We start from the raw sequence: 16,071 nt of genomic DNA, 5'->3' as shown, positions 1-16,071 counted from the left end.
AGGCGTCTGCAGGCGTCGCGCGAGATCCCATTGTGTCGGGGCCCCTGGCCTGCAGGCGTGAAATAAGTCGGTAAAGACACGGTCTTCTTCGGGATTTCGAGCGATTCACGCTGGTTGCAGGCTCCTACACTGATCTCACGAGCATGCGCCGTGGGTCGGTGTCGTCACAAGCCGCACCTGGCGTCCACGGCATGGTGTGAGGAGTCCGTGATGAACGCTCCGTTGCCGGAATCGGTCCTTCAGGCCCTGGCGTCCCTGACGCTGGATGACAAGTACGCGCTGGACCATGGCCGTGCCTTCATGAGCGGGGTCCAGGCCCTGGTGCGCCTGCCCATGCTGCAGCACAGCATCGACCGGGCCCATGGCCTGCACACCGCAGGGTTCATCAGCGGCTACCGGGGTTCGCCCCTGGGGGGCTATGACCAGGCCCTGTGGAAGGCGCGCGAGCATCTGGCGGCCCATCAGGTTGTGTTTCAACCAGGGGTCAATGAAGAGCTGGGCGCCACCGCCGTGTGGGGCTCTCAGCAGCTCGACCTCTACCCGCAGCACAAGCGCTTCGATGGCGTGTTCGGCCTCTGGTACGGCAAGGGCCCCGGCGTGGACCGCTGCTCGGATGTGTTCAAGCACGCCAACATGGCGGGCACGGCACGGCATGGCGGTGTGATCGCCGTGGCGGGGGATGACCATGTGGCCAAGAGCTCGTCCGTGGCCCACCAGAGCGACCACATCTTCAAGGCCTGTGGCCTGCCGGTGTTCTTTCCCAGCAGCGTGCAGGAGATCCTGGACCTGGGCCTGCATGCCTGGGCCATGAGCCGCTTCTCGGGGCTGTGGTCCGGTTTCAAGACGATCCAGGAGGTGGTGGAATCCTCGTCCAGCGTGTGGGTGGACACGGACCGCGTGAACATCGTGCTGCCCGAGGATTTCGACATGCCCGAGGGCGGACTGCACATCCGCTGGCCCGACTCGCCCCTGGCGCAGGAAGCGCGCCTGATGGACTACAAGTGGTATGCCGCCCTGGCCTACATCCGCGCCAACCGGCTCAACCGGACCCTGATCGACAGCCGCCAGGCGAGGCTGGGCCTGATCGCCAGTGGCAAGGCCTACAACGACATGCGTCAGGCCCTGGTCGATCTGGGCATCGACGACGAACTGGCCGCGCGCATCGGCCTGCGTGTGCACAAGGTCAATGTGGTGTGGCCCCTGGAGGCCCGCATCACGCGCGAGTTCGCCATGGGCCTGCAGGAGATCCTGGTCATTGAAGAGAAACGCCAGGTCATCGAGTACCAGCTCAAGGAAGAGCTCTACAACTGGCGCGAGGACGTGCGCCCCACGGTGCTGGGCAAGTTCGCACCGGAAGGCGATGGCGATCACAGCGGTGGCGAGTGGTCGCAGCCCAATCCGGCCAGCCACTGGTTGCTGCGGGCCAAGGCCGATCTGAACCCGGCCATCATCGCCAAGGCCATTGTTCAGCGGCTCGATCACCTGGGCATCCTGGCCTTGCTGGACCAGGACACGCGCACCCACATCGCGCGGCGGCTGTCCGTGATCGAGGCCAAGGACCGCGAGACCATCGATGTGTCGGCACGGGCCCAGGCCAGCGGGGGGGAGCGCGCGCCCTGGTTCTGCAGCGGCTGTCCGCACAACACCTCCACCCGCGTGCCCGAGGGCTCACGGGCCATGGCCGGCATCGGCTGCCACTACATGGTGGTGTGGATGGACCGCGCGACCTCCACCTTCACGCAGATGGGCGGCGAGGGAGTGAGCTGGGTGGGGCAGGCGCCTTTCACCGATGAGCGCCATGTGTTTGCCAATCTGGGGGATGGCACCTACTTCCACTCCGGCCTGCTGGCCGTGCGCCAGAGCATCGCGGCCAAGGTCAACATCACCTACAAGATCCTCTACAACGACGCCGTGGCCATGACGGGCGGGCAGCCCGTGGATGGCACCCTGGGCGTGCCCGCCATGAGCCGCGAGTTGCATGCTGAGGGCGTGGGCCGCATGGTGGTGGTGACCGACGAGCCCGACAAGTACCAGGGTGTGTCGGATCTGGCCCCTGGGGTCACCGTGCACCACCGTGACGAGCTCGATGCCCTGCAGCGCCAGATGCGCGAGGAGCCGGGCTGCTCCGTCATCATCTATGACCAGACCTGTGCCACCGAGAAGCGCCGACGCCGCAAGCGCGGCACCTTGCCGGCGGCCACCTCGCATGTGGTGATCAACGAGGCGGTGTGCGAGGGCTGCGGGGATTGCTCCACCCAGTCCAACTGCCTGAGCGTCGAGCCCGTGGACACGCCCTTCGGGCGCAAGCGCCGCATCAATCAGAGCACCTGCAACCAGGACCTGTCGTGCGTCAAGGGCTTTTGCCCCAGTTTCGTGACGGTCGAGGGCGGACGTCCGCGCACCCGTGTGCCGGCGAGCCAGCCCGCGCGGCCGGACCCGAACGCGCTGCCACCGTTGCACGAGCCCGAGCTGCCCCTGGCGCGCCACCCCTGGGGCATCGTGGTGGCCGGGATCGGCGGCACGGGCGTGATCACGATCGGCCAGTTGCTGGGCGTGGCGGCCCATCTGGAGGGCAAGGGCGTGATCACGCAGGATTCGGCCGGTCTGGCCCAGAAGGGCGGCGCGACCTGGAGCCACATCCAGATCGCCGATCGGGCCGATCTGCTGCACACCACACGGGTGCCCACCGCCCAGGCGGATCTCATCGTGGGCTGTGACCCCATCGTCACGGCCTTGCCCGCGACCCTGAGCACCACCTTGAACGGGCGCACCCACGTGGCCCTCAACACCCATGGCGCACCGACGGCGGCTTTCGTGCAGAACACGCAGTGGCAGTTCCCGGCCAGCAGTTGTGACCAGGTCATCGATGCGGCGGTGGGGGCCGATCAGGTGGGTCGCCTGGATGCACACCAGTTGGCCGAGGGGCTGCTGGGCGATGCCATTTATGCCAACCCCCTGATGCTGGGCTATGCCTGGCAACGCGGCTGGGTGCCTCTGAGCCGGGCCTCCTTGCGTCGGGCCATTGAGCTCAATGAGGTGCAGATCGCCAACAATCTGGCGGCGTTCGAGTGGGGGCGTCGCGCGGCCCATGATCTGGCGTCGGTGCGTGCTCTGGCGGTGCCGGCGCAGACCATCACCTTCATGCCGCGCGAGCGGGCTGATCTGGAGGCGCTGGTCACACGCTACAGCCAGGCCCTGATCGACTATCAGGACATGGGTTATGCCCTGCGCTATCGCGACATCGTCAGGCGGGTGGCCGCCTCCGAGCAGCCCTTGGGGTCGAGCGCCTTGACCGAGACCGTGGCGCGCCAGCTCTTCAGACTCATGGCCTACAAGGACGAGTACGAGGTGGCGAGGCTGCTGACCCTGCCGGCCTTCGAGGCCCAACTGCGGGCTGACTTTGAGGGGCCGGCACGTCATGTCTACCACCTCGCGCCGCCCCTGTGGCCCCGGCTGGATGCCCAGGGCCAGGTGATCAAGCAGCGCTACGGCCCGTGGATGGGCTGGGTGCTTCGGGGCATCAAGCACCTCAAGGGTCTGCGCGGACACTGGCTGGATCCCTTTGGTCACACCGCCGAGCGTCGTGCCGAGCGCGCTCTGATCCAGCGGTATCTGGACACACTGGATGAACTGCTGCTGGGGCTCAACGCGGAGCGCTTGCCGCAGGCCATCGAGATCGCCCGCATCCCTGATAGCATCAAAGGCTATGGTCACATCAAGCATGCCCGCATGGTGGATGCCCAGGCCCGCTGGGATCTGCTCATGCGTCAATGGCGAGACGGCTGAGCGCCGGCGCGAGGCCTGATGCCGCGCGTCACCCTCGAACCTCAGGGCTGGAGCTTCCACGCGGATGAGGCGGTCACGCTGGTGGTGGCCGCTCAGCAAGCCGGCATCCGGCTGGCACGCTCCTGCCGCAACGGCACGTGTCGCGCCTGTCTGTGCCGCTTGCGCAGTGGATCGATCCGCTACACCATCGACTGGCCCGGTGTCAGCGCCGATGAAAAGGACGAAGGCCTGATCCTCCCATGTGTGGCCTGTGCCCTGGGGCCCCTCGTCATCGATGCGCCGTCCGCCACCCTTCTGACGCCCGAGGCCTGACATGGACCTGCTCACCTTTTTCTTGCAATTGATCGCCTCCTTGCTGCTGGGCTCGGTGGTCGGGCTGGAGCGGCAGTGGCACCGCCGCCTGATGGACCTCAAGACCAATGCCCTGGTCAGCATGGGCGCCTGCCTGTTCATGGCCGTCGCCGCCACACCGCTGGGCTATGTCGAGCCCATCCGCATCGCGGCCCAGATCGTGGTGGGCGTGGGCTTCATCGGCGGGGGGCTGCTGTGGCGTCAGGGCACCATGCCCCGGGGCATCAACACCGCGGCCACGCTCTGGTGCTCGGCGGCCATTGGCACCTTGTGCGGCATGGGGCAGTGGCAACACGCGGTGGTGGCCACCTCGGTGCTGGTGGCGGCCAACACCGTGCTGCGGGACGTGGCGCACCGCTTCAACCTGCGCATGGGTTACACCGACACGCTCAGCGAGCAGGTGGTCTTTGATCTGGAGTGCGATCCGACACGGGTCGTGCAGGTGCGTGAGCATCTGCTGCGTGCGGTGGCCAACGCCGATGTGCGCGCCATCACCGAGACCCGCACCGACCGTGGGCAGGCCCTGATCTCCGTGGTGGCCTTGTTCGAGTCGGCGGACATCCGCGGCGAGATCAAGGGGGTGCTCGACGCCGTGCCGGTCGACCTGATTCACACGGTGTCCTGGCGCAGGGCCTGAGCGGTGCGTCTCCGTATCATGTCGGCATGACCGACGATCGACCTGTTCCCCCGCTGCCCGCCATCACACCGGGCATCTATGTGCACTACAAGGGCCAGCGCTACCAGGTGTATGGCGTGGCACGCCACAGCGAAACCCTGGAGCCTTTGGTGCTCTACCGGCCCCTCTACGGCGAGGGCGCCCTGTGGGTGCGCCCCCATGCGATGTTCACGGGCCAGGTCGAGGTGGATGGGCAGTCGAGGGCGCGGTTCCAGTGGGTGGAGCCGGGCTGAGGCTCAGGGCTGATCCAGCAGGTCCGCGACGGCGCTGAACACGCGGCGAATGGTCTCAGGCTTGTCGAACGAGGCCCCCATGCGCGCCACCACCACCTGCCGGCTGGGCACGATGACCACATACTGACCCATGTGGCCCGCGAACCAGACCAGATCGCCGGGCAGGCGTGCGCGCAGCTCTGCAGGGATGGCTTGTGCGGGTTGACGCCAGATCATGCCGCCGTACTCAGCGGAGGCAGGCGACGGCGCCAGCAGAAAGTCCATGGTGGGTGGGTCGATCAGCGTCTGCCCGCGCCACACACCGCCTTGGGCCACCAGTTGACCCAGGCGCAGCCAGTCCACGGGGCGCAACACGCCCCGTGCGCCGCCCACCGGGGTGCCCGATGCGTCGGGCTCGATCACGCCCCCCGTGATGCCCAGCGGCGCGAACAGGCGTTGCTGGTAGTAGTCGTACAGGGCCTGGTGACTGCCTCCCAGGATCTGACGCATGCGCCACATCGCCACATTGGCAAAGCCGGTGGAGTAGGTGAACACCGTGCCTGGTGTCGAGGTGAGCGGGCGATCCGCCGCCCATTGCCCCTCATTGCCCTGAGAGAAGAGCATCTCGGTGGCATCGCTGGCGCCTTCGTAGCCTTCGTCCCAGGCCAGGCCGGGGGCCATGTTGAGCAACTGCCGCCAGGTGATGGCGGCCTTGGGGCTGCCTGACCACTGAGGCAGGCCCACCGGTGCATCCAGTGACAGGCGTTGGTCGGTGGCCATGGCTCCCGCGAGCATGGCCGTGAGGGATTTGGTCATGGACCAACCCAGTTGCGCTTGCTGACGCTGATAGCCTTTGGCATAGCGTTCGTAGATCAGATGACCATCGCGTGCCACCAGGAAGGCGATGGTGTTCTGCTTCTGATTGGCCTGCGTCGTCGTCTCGGCGAAGATCGCATCGCCATGCGAGGCCAGCAGGCGGGCTTGCTCCGGGCTGGACAGATGGGATTCCACCGGGCCATCGCCCAGGGGCCAGGCTTGCGTCGAACTCGCAGGCGTCGCCACGGCTCGGAAAGCCTGCGCGCGCACGCTGCTTTCACTGATGCCCGGTGGCACGATGGTGCATCCCAGGCCCTGGCGGAAGATGGCGGTGCGCTTGTGGGTGATGAAGGGCACGTAGCTCTGCACATCCACCTTGACGCCGGCCTTGTAGTTCACGAGCCAGACGGCGGGCAGGGGCTGCACCTTCGGCACCACATAGTTCCAGCGCACCTTGAGGTAGTCGTCGCCACTTTGCATGGTGCGAGTGCACAGGTCCAGGGCGGCATAGCCCGTGCCTGCGGGGATGTCGTCGATCAGGTTGGCCTGGGCGGATCCGACGGCCAGCACGCAGGCCGACAGGCACAGCAAGGCAGGGCGTGTCAGGCGTGAGCGAGAGAGGGGCTTGAGGGTCATGGGGTCTCCTGTGGCTCGTGGGATGAGGTGTGTCGTGCGTACCAGCGGATGGCCTGTGTGGTGCCTGCGCGATCACCCGTGGTGATCAGATCCAGCATCAGGCCGCGCATGAGGGCCAGCTCCACACGCGCGCGGGCTCGGGCGGCGCTGGGGCTCAGGCCGTGTTGTCGTGCCATGGCCGGGGCCAGGCGCTCCAGCCAGCCGTGGATGACTTGTTCCAGAAAGGCGCTGAAGCGCTCGCGGTCGCGCAGGGCCTTGATGTAGATCTCGAACATCAGCTGGAACACTGGCAGATGGCTCGGCGAGGTGAAATAGGTCCACACCTCTTCGATGGGGGGCAAGCGGGTGGTGGATGCCGCCAGGAAGCCCGCCTGGCGGTGGGCTTCGGTCTCCCGCAGGTGATCGATCACGGCCAGCCAGAAGCCATCGGCATGGCCGAAGTGGTAGCTGAGCATGCGGTGGCTGGTACCCAACTCGGTCGCGATCGTGCGCAGGGACTGGTCGGTGTAACCCACCACCAGCAGATGCTCGATGGCTCGCTCCAGGATCGCCCGGGCGGGTTCTGTGAGGGGTGTTGAGGTGGGGGTCATGGATTGGCAGTGTACCAAGTGGTACATGCTCGGCCATGCGTGCTTACCCTGCAGACCGCCCAGGTCACGTTTGCATGCGGGGGGTCAGCGCTGCCGTGTGATGTACAGGGCCGCGCACAGGCCCGCCCCCAGGCCGTAGAGCAGCCGGGTGTCGGTCACGGCATAGGGGTAGAACATCAGCACCACGCCCAGCCAGCGTGTCCAGGCGTTCTCACGGATCTTGCCCACCCGCCAGGCCGCAAAACCGATGAGGCCAAAGAGGATGGAGCCAAAGATGTAGGCGGGTGATGGCAGCGCAAAACCCAGGGACTGGAGCGAAGGGGCTGGATTCATGCCCCCAGTGTAGTGTTTGACGCTGCCTTGTCGGGGCCTCAGGCGGCTGCGCGGGCGGCCGCCACACCGTGGGCGGCGCTGTCCTGCAGGCCCAGCATGGCGCGGGCTTCGGCCGGGCTGGCCACCGCGCGGCCGGCGTTGCGGGCGCATTGCGCCAGGGCCTCGATCAGGGGCCCATTGCCGCTGGTGCGCTCGCCGCCGGGCAGGTAGAAGGTGTCTTCCACTCCGGTGCGCAGCATGCCGCCCAGATCGGCGGTGGCCTGGTGCACAGCCCAGATCTCCTCGCGGCCGATCAGGGTGGTCTGCCAGACGGTGTCCGGTTCGCGGTACTTGACCAGCAGCTTGAGCAGGTCCGCATCGACCGGCATGCCCGAGGCCACGCCCATCACAAAGTTGTACTCCAGGTGGTCGGCCATGCCGGCTTTGCGGTACATGCCCACCGATCGCACGATGCCCACATCAAAACATTCGAACTCCGGGCGGGTGCCGGTGTCCTTCATCACGTCCAGCATGCCCTTGACCTTGTCGACCTGGTTGTCGAACAGCATCGGGGGCCAGGCCCACTGACCGTTCTCCTTGATCTTGAGGTAGTTGAGGCTGCCGGCATTGCAGGCGGCGATCTCGGGGCGCACCGCGCGGATGCAGGCCACCGGCCCGGAGATGTCGGGGCCGACCACGCCGGTCGTCAGGTTGATGATGACGCCGGGGCAGGCCGCGCGGATGGCGGTGTCGATCTCGGCGGCCACCGCCGGGTCCCAGCTGGGGAAGCGCCCCATGCCGGGCTCCTGGCGACGCAGGTGCACGTGCATGATGGAGGCGCCTGCGTTGTAGGCTTCGCGTGCGGCAGCGGCCATCTCCTGGGCCGTGACAGGCACAGGATGCTGGGTGGGATCGGTCAGCACGCCCGTGAGCGCGCAGGTGAGAATGGCCTTGTCCATCAGTCTTCCTTGGTGATGTCGATGTCGATCAGCAGGGTCTTGGCCTGCACCTGTTCGCCCGCGGTGGCGTAGACCGCCTTGACCACGCCCGGGGCTTGCGCAGACAGCCACATTTCCATCTTCATGGCTTCGATGCTCAGCAGCGGCTGGCCGGCCACCACGCGGTCGCCCGCCTGGACCAGCACCTGGGCCACCGTGCCTGCCACCGGAGACAGGCCGCGGCTGGGGTCCTGTCCGGCGCCCTGATCGGGCCAGGCCGAGACCTCCTGGAACACGAAGATCGCGGCGTCGACCACCAGGTGGAGCTCGTCACCACACCACACGCCACGCACGCGCCGCTGGATGCCATCGAGTTCAAAGCGCACCCAGCCGGTGGCCGGGTCCTGTGAGATCAGGCGCAAGGGCTGGGCCGGTGCATCCGGTGCGGGGTGCACCCGATAGCTTGGGCCGCTGCTGTGCTGCACACGCAGGGTGCGCTGGTTCTGATCGCACGACAGGGCCAGGTCATAGCCTGTGACGCTGGCGGCGCGCAGCCCCGTGGCATGGCCTTCGCGGTGCGCGGCATGCAGGGCCGCTGCGAGCCACCAGGTCGACTCCGCAGGCAGAGGGCGCTGCAGCAAGGGCTCGCCATCCGTCTGCCACTGATCGATCAGGGTGGTGGTCATGGTGCCGGCGCGGAAGCGCTCGTGATCCACCAGGTCCCGCAGGAAGCGGGCGTTGTGCTTGAGGCCGATCAGGGGGGCATCGTCCAGCGTGGCGATCAGTCGACGGATCGCGTCCGCGCGGTCCTGGCCATGCACGATGAGCTTGGCCACCATGGGGTCGTAGTGGGGCGTGACCTCGCCGCCTTCCCGGATGCCGTCGTCGATGCGCACCCCGGGATACAGTGCCAGTTGAGGGCGCCACCAGGCGATGCGTCCGGTCTGCGGTGCAAACCCCGCATAGGGATCTTCGGTGTAGAGACGCGCCTCGATGGCATGGCCGCTCAGGGTGATCTGGTCCTGCCTCAGGGGCAGCGGCTGACCGTCGGCCACGCGCAGTTGCCAGGCCACCAGATCCAGCCCCGAGACCATCTCGGTGACCGGATGCTCCACCTGCAGGCGGGTGTTCATCTCCAGGAAGTAGTGGTTCAGATCCTGGTCGACGATGTACTCGATGGTGCCGGCACCGCAGTAGCCAATGGCCTGAGCGGCCCGCACGGCGTCACGGCCCATGGCCTCGCGCAAGGCGGGGCTGACCACGGGCGAGGGCGATTCTTCGATGACCTTCTGGCGTCGGCGCTGCGCGGTGCAGTCGCGCTCGCCGATGTAGACGGCGTTGCCGTGGCTGTCGGCAAAGACCTGGATCTCGATGTGGCGGCCATCAAGGATCAGGCGCTCCAGCATCAGGGTGCCATCGCCAAAGGCGCTCTGGGCCTCACGGCGGGCGCTGACGATGGCCTGGGCCAGCTCGTCGTGGCGGTGGACCAGGCGCATGCCCCGGCCGCCGCCGCCGCTGACGGCCTTGACCAGCAGGGGATAGCCCAGGCGCTCGGCCTCGGCGATCAGGTGCTGATCGTCCTGGTTGGCGCCCAGGTAGCCCGGAGCGGTGGGCACGCCAGCCTTCATCATCTCGGCCTTGGCCCCGGCCTTGTCGCCCATCACGCGGATGGCCTCGGGCGAGGGCCCGATGAAGACCACGCCGGCGTCACGGCTGGCCTGGGCAAAGTCGGCGTTTTCCGACAGGAAGCCGTAGCCGGGGTGCAGGGCATCGGCGCCCGTGCGGCGGCAGGCGTCCAGCAGCACCTCGGCCTTCAGGTAGGACTCGGCCGCCGGTGCCGGGCCGATGCAGACGGCCTCGTCGGCCAGCGAGACATGCGGTGCCTGCGCATCGGCTTCGCTGTACACGGCCACCGTGCGGTAGCCCAACTGGCGCGCGGTGCGGATGACCCGGCAGGCGATTTCCCCGCGGTTGGCAATCAAGATCTTGTTGATCATGTGTTCCACACTGGTTTGCGTTTTTGCATGAAGGCGCTCGTGCCTTCCTGGCCTTCCTCGCTCAGCACGGCGCGGGCAAACAGCGCCGCGGCGTCGTCGATCAGGTCTTCGGCCGGGGTCTGGCGGGCGCGTTGCAGCAGGCCCTTGGTGGTGGCAATGGCCTGGGGGCCGCAGGCCAGGATGCGCTCGACGGTCTGTTGCAGGGCATCTTGCAGGCTGGCGGCGTCACCGTGCACCTCATGCACCAGGCGGATGCTCAGGGCTTCAGCAGCAGCGACCTTGGCACCGGTGACGGACAGGCGCTTGGCCTCGGCATACCCCAGGCGCTCGACCAGGAAGGGCGCGATCTGGGCCGGGATGATGCCCAGCGAGGTCTCGGGCAGACGAAAGCTCACGGTGTCCAGGGCCAGGCTGACGTCGGACACGCAGGCCAGGCCGAAGCCACCGCCCATCACGGTGCCTTCCAGCACGGTCACGATGGGCAGGGGCGAGCGGGCGTAGGCCAGACACAGGCGCCCGAAGGCGGCGTTGACTTCCTCGATGGGGTTGCGGGCCTGTGGCGTCTGGCCTGCTGCGGCCTCGGCCTGCTGCTGGGCCAGTTGCATGCGGGCCCGGGCCATGTCGCCGATGTCGCCCCCGGCGCAGAAGTGGCCGCCTGCGCCTCGCAGCACCAGCACGCGCACGGCGGGGTTGGCCTCGGCGTCCTGCAAGGCCTGCAGCAGCTCGTGGACCATGGCCAGGGACATGGCATTGCGCACCTCGGGTCGGTTCAGCGTGAGGGTGCAGACGCCCTGGTCCAACTGGACCTCAAGGGTGGATGTGCTCATGGTCAAAGGGCCTCTCAACGGGCTTTCTTGGGCAGGGTGCCTTCGAGCTTGGCGATGATGCCCAGCATGATCTCGTCGGCGCCACCGCCAATGGACACCAGTCGGCCATCGCGGTAGGCCTGGGAGATGGGGTTGTCCCAGGTGAAGCCCATGCCGCCCCAGTACTGCAGGCAGGAGTCGGCCACTTCGCGGATCAGGCGGCCACACTTGAGCTTGGCCATGGAGGCCAGGCGGGTCACGTCCTTGCCGGCCACGTACTCTTCGACGGCGCGGTAGGTCAGCGAGCGCAGGGCCTCGACCTCGGTGCGCAGCTCGGCCAGGCGGAAATGGATGACCTGGTTGTTGATCAGGGGCTGGCCGAAGGTATGGCGCTCCTTGCAGTACTCGATGGTCTGGTCGATCAGTCGGTCGAGCATCTTCAGGGAGTTGGCCGCGCCATAGAGGCGCTCTTCCTGGAACTGCAGCATCTGCATCATGAAGCCTGTGCCTTCGATGCCGATCAGGTTGCGGCGCGGCACGCGCACGTTGTCAAAGAAGATCTGGGCCGTGTCCGACGAGTTCATGCCGATCTTCTTGATCTTCTGCTTGTCGATGCCCTTGGCGTCCATGGGCACGATGATCAGGGACTTGTTCTCGTGGACCTTGCCTTCGGAGGTGTTGGCCAGCAGGCAGCACCAGTCGGCCTGCATGGCGTTGGTGATCCACATCTTGGAGCCGTTGATGACGTAGTCATCGCCGTCCTTGCGGGCCGTGGTCTTGAGGGCCGCCACATCCGAGCCACCGCCGGCCTCCGACACGCCGATGCGGCCGACCATGTCGCCCGCGATGGCCGGGGCCAGGTACTCGCGCTTGAGCTCGTCCGAGCCGAAGCGGTGCAGGGCGGGGGTGCACATGTCGGTCTGCACGCCAATGGCCATGGGCACCCCGCCGCAGGGGATGGCGCCCAGGGTCTCGGCCATCACCATGGAGTAGGAAAAGTCCAGGCCCATGCCACCGTAGGCGGTGTCGTACTTCACGCCCAGCAGGCCCAACTGGCCCATCTTCTTGAAGACCTCGTGGGCGGGGAAGATCTCGGCCTCTTCCCACTCCTTGACGTAGGGGTTGATCTCGGCCTCGCAGAAACGCTGGACAGTGTCGGCGAGTTGGGTGTGTTCGGGGGTGAATTGCATGGGTCGTCCTCGGTCGGGTATGGGGTGCGGTGGCCGGGCTTACAGGCGGGCCACACCAAAGGTGTTGGGGCGCAGGGTGCGCTGCTCGGCCTCGCGGGCCATGTCCAGGCACATGGACAGCACGCGGCGGGTGTCGCGCGGGTCGATGACCCCGTCGTCCCACAGACGGGCGGTACCGAACAGCACATGGGCCTCGGCATCCAGGCGCTTTCTGATCTCGCCGGACATGCCCTCGAGCATGGCGTCGTTGACGGGCATGCCGGCGCGCTCCATCTTGCCGCGCGTGATGATGTCCATCACCTTGGCGGCCTGGGCACCACCCATCACGGCGGTGCGGGCCGATGGCCAGGAGAAGATGAAGCGCGGATCAAAGCCGCGTCCGCACATGCCATAGTTGCCGGCCCCGAAGGAGCCACCCAGCACCACGGTGAACTTGGGCACCCGTGCGTTGGCCACGGCCTGGATCATCTTGGAGCCATGCTTGATGGCGCCGCCGTGTTCGGCGGCCGAGCCCACCATGTAGCCGGTCGTGTTCTGCAAAAAGAGCAAGGGCGTGCCCGACTGGTCGCACAACTGGATGAACTGCGCGGCCTTGGTCGAGCCTTGCGGCTGGATGGGCCCGTTGTTGCCCAGGATGCCCACCACGTGGCCGTGGATGCGGGCATGGCCGCACAGGGTCTCGCTGCCGTACTCGGCCTTGAACTCCAGGAAGTCTGAGCCATCGACGATGCGGGCGATGACCTCGCGGGTGTCGAAGGGCTCACGCTCATCGGCCGGGATGCAGCCCAGCAGTTCTTCTTCCGGAAAGAGCGGGGCGGCGACATCGGCACGCGGAGGCGTGGCGCTGTCCCAGTTGAGCTTGTCGAGCAGGTCGCGCGTCAGGGCGATGGCGTGGGCATCGTTGTCGGTGAGGTACTCGCCCAGACCGGTCACGCTGGCATGCATCTCGGCGCCGCCGAGGTCTTCGTCGGTGGCATCTTCGCCGATGGCTGCCTTGACCAGCGGGGGGCCCGCCAGGTAGATGCTGGAGCGTCCCTTCACCAGCACCACATAGTCCGACAGGCCGGGCAGGTAGGCGCCACCGGCGGTGGACGAGCCATGCACCACGGCGATCTGGGGGATGCCCATGGCCGACAGGCGGGCCTGGTTGGCAAAGCTGCGGCCGCCGTCGACAAAGATGTCGGCCTGGTACATCAGGTTGGCGCCGCCGCTCTCGACCAGGCAGATCAGGGGCAGCTTGTTCTCGCGGGCGATTTCCTGGGCGCGCAGACCCTTCTTGAGACCCATGGGCGAGATGGTGCCGCCCTTGAGGGCGCTGTCGCTGGCGGTGATCAGGCAGCGCTTGCCGGCCACCAGGCCCACACCGATGATGGTGCCGCCACCGAGCACGGATTTCTTGCCATCGTCATCGTGCATGCCCAGACCGGCCAGGGTGCTGAACTCCAGGAAGGGCGAACCGCGATCGAGCAGGCGGGCCACGCGTTCACGCGGCAGCAGCTGGCCGCGTTGGTCGAACTTGGCACGCTTGGCGGCCGAGCCATCGCGCACCTGGGCTTCCAGGGCGCGGACCTGATCCAGGCGCTCGGTCATGCGCGCCACATTGGCGGCAAAAGCGTCGGACTTGGGGTTGAGGGAGGAGCGCAGTGCGGGCATGTCGGTGATCTGGTGAATCAAAGGCCTTGCAGCACCTTGGGTTGCGAGGCACGGTGGAAGCCGTCGAAGGTGGGGGCGGGCGCGTGGTCGGCGATGGGGTAGAGCGGGCTGTTGAGCGGCGCCCCCCCGTCAATGGGGATGGTCACCCCCGTGACAAAGGCGGCTCCGGGGCTGAGCAGGAAGCAGATGACGGCACTGACCTCGGCCTCCAGGCCCATGCGCTTCATGGGGGTGTTGTCCTTGAGGCTGCGGATCACGCCAGCCATGCCGGGGCCATAAGCGTCCATGCCACTGGAGGCGATCCAGCCCGGGGCCACGGCGTTGACCCGCACATTCGAGCCCGACCATTCGTAGGCGGCGGTCTTGGTCAGGTTGACCATGCCGGCACGGGCGGCGCCGGAGTGCCCCATGCCGGGCATGCCGTTCCACATGTCGGCCACCATGTTGACGATGGCGCCCCCGTGCTTCTGCATGCTCTGGTTGAAGACCTCGCGTGCCATCAGGAAGCCGCCGGTGAGGTTGTTGGCCACCACCGCATCAAAGCCACGCTTGGAGATCATCTGCAGCGGCGATGGGAACTGCCCGCCCGCGTTGTTGACCAGGCCATGCAGGCGGCCATGGCGCTCAACCAGGGCGGCCACCGCGGCCTTGACCTGGTCCTCGTCGCGGATGTCGAAGGCGGCGGTGTCGACCTGGCCGCCATCTTCGGTGATCTCGGCGGCCACCGTGTCGAGCTTGGCCTGGGTGCGGCCCGTGATGACCACGGTGGCGCCCAGCGAGGCCAGCTCATGGGCCACGCAGCGCCCGATGCCGCTGCCGCCGCCGGTGACGATGTGCACCTGACCTGCGAAGGCGTCGGGCCGCAGGATGCTGGCGTAGCGTGAGGGAGGAGGGGTGTGTGTCGAAGACATGGTGTGGGGTTCAGTTCACAGGCCGATCTGCTTGGCGATGATCTCGTTCATGATCTCGTGCGTGCCACCGCCGATGGAGAGGATGCGGTTGTCGCGGTAGAGCCGCTCGACCAGGGATTCGCGCATATAGCCCATGCCTCCGAAGATCTGCACCGCCTCGTAGGTGACGTGATCCGACACCTCGGTGGCGAAGTTCTTGGCCATGGACACCTCCTTGATCACCTGCTCGCCCGCATCCATGCGGGCGGCGCAGCGCAGGGTGTACTCGCGGGCCACGTCCACCTTGGTGGACATCTCGGCCAGCTTGTGGCGGATCACCTGGTGCTTGGACAGGGGTTTGCCGAAGGTGACGCGCTCATGCACATAGGCCATGCAGGCCTCCAGGGCCATCTGGGCGGTCATGTAGGCCATCACCGCCAGGGCCAGACGTTCGGACTGGAAATTGGCCATGATGGTCAGGAAGCCCGAGTTCTCGGGGCCGATCAGGTGGCTGGCGGGCACGCGGCAGTTCTCAAAGAACAGCTCGGCGGTGTCCGAGCACCACCAGCCCATCTTGCGCAGCTTGCGCCCCACCGAAAAGCCCGGCGTGTCCTTGTCGACCAGCAGCAGGGAGATGCCGGCAAAGCCTGGCTCGCCCGTGCGCACGGCCACGGTGATGTGATCGGCGCGCGTGCCCGAGGTGATGAAGGTTTTGGCGCCGTTGATGACATAGTGATCACCATCGCGCACGGCGCGGGTGCGCAGATTGGCCACGTCCGAGCCGCCACCCGGTTCGGTCACGGCCAGGGCGGCGATCTTGTCGCCCGCCAGCACACCGGGTACCACGCGCTGCTTGAGGTCTTCGCCGCCCATGCGCCACACAGGCGGCAGGCCGATGTCCAGCGAACCCAGTCCTGCAGCGAAACCGCCTGAGCCACTGCGCATGAACTCTTCGGCCACGGCCAGCTTCATGAAGACGTCACCCTCGCCGCTGCCGCCCAGGGCCTCGGGATGGCCGATGCCCAGCAGGCCCAGATCACCCGCCTTCTTGTAGATCTCGCGGGGGAATCCACCGGCTTCTTCCCACGCGTCGATGTACGGTGTGACCTCCTGGGCGATGAAGCGCCGGGCTGTCTCGCGCACCATGTCGTGGGTCTCGTTGAAGTAGCCGAGTGCTGATCTGTCCTGCGCGCCCATGACCTGATCCTGTCGTGGAGA

Annotated in this window: 14 protein-coding genes; 4 read left to right on the top strand and 10 right to left on the bottom strand. The window is 67.1% G+C overall.

Going from position 1 to position 16,071, the window contains the following annotated elements:
• Positions 1–210: 210 nt before the first annotated feature.
• The 4 genes from VFW84_RS01280 to VFW84_RS01265 are packed head-to-tail and all read left to right on the top strand — an operon-like array spanning position 211 to position 5,046.
• The gene (locus VFW84_RS01280) at positions 211–3,786 is read left to right on the top strand and encodes an indolepyruvate ferredoxin oxidoreductase family protein (RefSeq protein WP_329678617.1); all 3,576 of its coding nucleotides are present in this window, start codon (positions 211–213) and stop codon (positions 3,784–3,786) included.
• Between the two features lie 18 nt (positions 3,787–3,804).
• Entirely contained in the window at positions 3,805–4,098 is a 294-nt protein-coding gene (locus tag VFW84_RS01275) for a 2Fe-2S iron-sulfur cluster-binding protein (RefSeq protein WP_329678616.1), read from the top strand.
• Between the two features lies 1 nt (position 4,099).
• Entirely contained in the window at positions 4,100–4,774 is a 675-nt protein-coding gene (locus tag VFW84_RS01270) for an MgtC/SapB family protein (RefSeq protein ID WP_329678615.1), read from the top strand.
• Between the two features lie 26 nt (positions 4,775–4,800).
• A complete protein-coding gene (locus VFW84_RS01265) occupies positions 4,801–5,046 on the top strand; it encodes a DUF1653 domain-containing protein (RefSeq protein ID WP_329678614.1) in 246 nt (81 codons plus the stop codon).
• A 3-nt stretch (positions 5,047–5,049) separates the two neighbouring features.
• On the opposite strand, the gene VFW84_RS01260 is transcribed toward VFW84_RS01265, so the two are convergent.
• The 10 genes from VFW84_RS01260 to VFW84_RS01215 form a co-directional block, all read right to left on the bottom strand.
• Positions 5,050–6,477, bottom strand: a complete 1,428-nt coding sequence (locus VFW84_RS01260; RefSeq protein ID WP_329678613.1) for a serine hydrolase — start codon at positions 6,475–6,477, stop codon at positions 5,050–5,052.
• Positions 6,474–7,067 carry a TetR/AcrR family transcriptional regulator gene (locus VFW84_RS01255; protein WP_329678612.1) on the bottom strand — a complete coding sequence of 198 codons (594 nt, stop codon included), beginning with the start codon at positions 7,065–7,067 and terminating at the stop codon, positions 6,474–6,476. Before VFW84_RS01255 ends, VFW84_RS01260 begins: the two co-directional genes overlap by 4 nt.
• Positions 7,068–7,151: 84 nt before the next feature.
• A complete protein-coding gene (locus VFW84_RS01250) occupies positions 7,152–7,400 on the bottom strand; it encodes a hypothetical protein (protein ID WP_329678611.1) in 249 nt (82 codons plus the stop codon).
• 38 nt (positions 7,401–7,438) lie between these two features.
• Positions 7,439–8,338, bottom strand: a complete 900-nt coding sequence (locus VFW84_RS01245; protein ID WP_329678610.1) for a 3-keto-5-aminohexanoate cleavage protein — start codon at positions 8,336–8,338, stop codon at positions 7,439–7,441.
• On the bottom strand, positions 8,338–10,314 hold the full coding sequence (locus tag VFW84_RS01240; RefSeq protein WP_329678609.1) for an acetyl/propionyl/methylcrotonyl-CoA carboxylase subunit alpha: 1,977 nt from the start codon (positions 10,312–10,314) through the stop codon (positions 8,338–8,340). The genes VFW84_RS01245 and VFW84_RS01240 overlap by 1 nt, the downstream gene beginning before the upstream one ends.
• Positions 10,311–11,141, bottom strand: coding sequence for an enoyl-CoA hydratase/isomerase family protein (locus VFW84_RS01235; protein ID WP_329678608.1), 831 nt, complete (start codon positions 11,139–11,141; stop codon positions 10,311–10,313). Before VFW84_RS01235 ends, VFW84_RS01240 begins: the two co-directional genes overlap by 4 nt.
• A 14-nt stretch (positions 11,142–11,155) precedes the next feature.
• Positions 11,156–12,310 carry an acyl-CoA dehydrogenase family protein gene (locus VFW84_RS01230; protein ID WP_329678607.1) on the bottom strand — a complete coding sequence of 385 codons (1,155 nt, stop codon included), beginning with the start codon at positions 12,308–12,310 and terminating at the stop codon, positions 11,156–11,158.
• A gap of 39 nt (positions 12,311–12,349) precedes the next feature.
• Positions 12,350–13,963 (bottom strand): acyl-CoA carboxylase subunit beta, encoded by a 1,614-nt coding sequence (locus VFW84_RS01225; RefSeq protein WP_329678606.1) that lies wholly within the window; start codon positions 13,961–13,963, stop codon positions 12,350–12,352.
• Between the two features lie 17 nt (positions 13,964–13,980).
• Entirely contained in the window at positions 13,981–14,874 is an 894-nt protein-coding gene (locus tag VFW84_RS01220) for an SDR family oxidoreductase (protein ID WP_329678605.1), read from the bottom strand.
• 15 nt (positions 14,875–14,889) lie between these two features.
• Positions 14,890–16,050, bottom strand: a complete 1,161-nt coding sequence (locus VFW84_RS01215) for an acyl-CoA dehydrogenase family protein (protein ID WP_329678604.1) — start codon at positions 16,048–16,050, stop codon at positions 14,890–14,892.
• Between the last annotated feature and the right edge of the window lie 21 nt (positions 16,051–16,071).

Source organism: Aquabacterium sp. (genome assembly GCF_036279655.1).
GTDB lineage: Bacteria > Pseudomonadota > Gammaproteobacteria > Burkholderiales > Burkholderiaceae_C > Aquabacterium.
The sequence above is the reverse complement of the archived record's forward strand: the minus strand, read 5'-3'. Positions and strand labels throughout refer to the sequence as shown.

Coding starts and splice junctions, on each gene's coding strand:
- VFW84_RS01270 (WP_329678615.1), top strand. CDS start 4,100: ATGGACCTGCTCACCTTTTTCTTGCAATTGATCGCCTCCTTGCTGCTG.
- VFW84_RS01280 (WP_329678617.1), top strand. CDS start 211: ATGAACGCTCCGTTGCCGGAATCGGTCCTTCAGGCCCTGGCGTCCCTG.
- VFW84_RS01215 (WP_329678604.1), bottom strand. CDS start 16,050: ATGGGCGCGCAGGACAGATCAGCACTCGGCTACTTCAACGAGACCCAC.
- VFW84_RS01260 (WP_329678613.1), bottom strand. CDS start 6,477: ATGACCCTCAAGCCCCTCTCTCGCTCACGCCTGACACGCCCTGCCTTG.
- VFW84_RS01245 (WP_329678610.1), bottom strand. CDS start 8,338: ATGGACAAGGCCATTCTCACCTGCGCGCTCACGGGCGTGCTGACCGAT.
- VFW84_RS01240 (WP_329678609.1), bottom strand. CDS start 10,314: ATGATCAACAAGATCTTGATTGCCAACCGCGGGGAAATCGCCTGCCGG.
- VFW84_RS01235 (WP_329678608.1), bottom strand. CDS start 11,141: ATGAGCACATCCACCCTTGAGGTCCAGTTGGACCAGGGCGTCTGCACC.
- VFW84_RS01230 (WP_329678607.1), bottom strand. CDS start 12,310: ATGCAATTCACCCCCGAACACACCCAACTCGCCGACACTGTCCAGCGT.
- VFW84_RS01250 (WP_329678611.1), bottom strand. CDS start 7,400: ATGAATCCAGCCCCTTCGCTCCAGTCCCTGGGTTTTGCGCTGCCATCA.
- VFW84_RS01275 (WP_329678616.1), top strand. CDS start 3,805: ATGCCGCGCGTCACCCTCGAACCTCAGGGCTGGAGCTTCCACGCGGAT.
- VFW84_RS01220 (WP_329678605.1), bottom strand. CDS start 14,874: ATGTCTTCGACACACACCCCTCCTCCCTCACGCTACGCCAGCATCCTG.
- VFW84_RS01255 (WP_329678612.1), bottom strand. CDS start 7,067: ATGACCCCCACCTCAACACCCCTCACAGAACCCGCCCGGGCGATCCTG.
- VFW84_RS01225 (WP_329678606.1), bottom strand. CDS start 13,963: ATGCCCGCACTGCGCTCCTCCCTCAACCCCAAGTCCGACGCTTTTGCC.
- VFW84_RS01265 (WP_329678614.1), top strand. CDS start 4,801: ATGACCGACGATCGACCTGTTCCCCCGCTGCCCGCCATCACACCGGGC.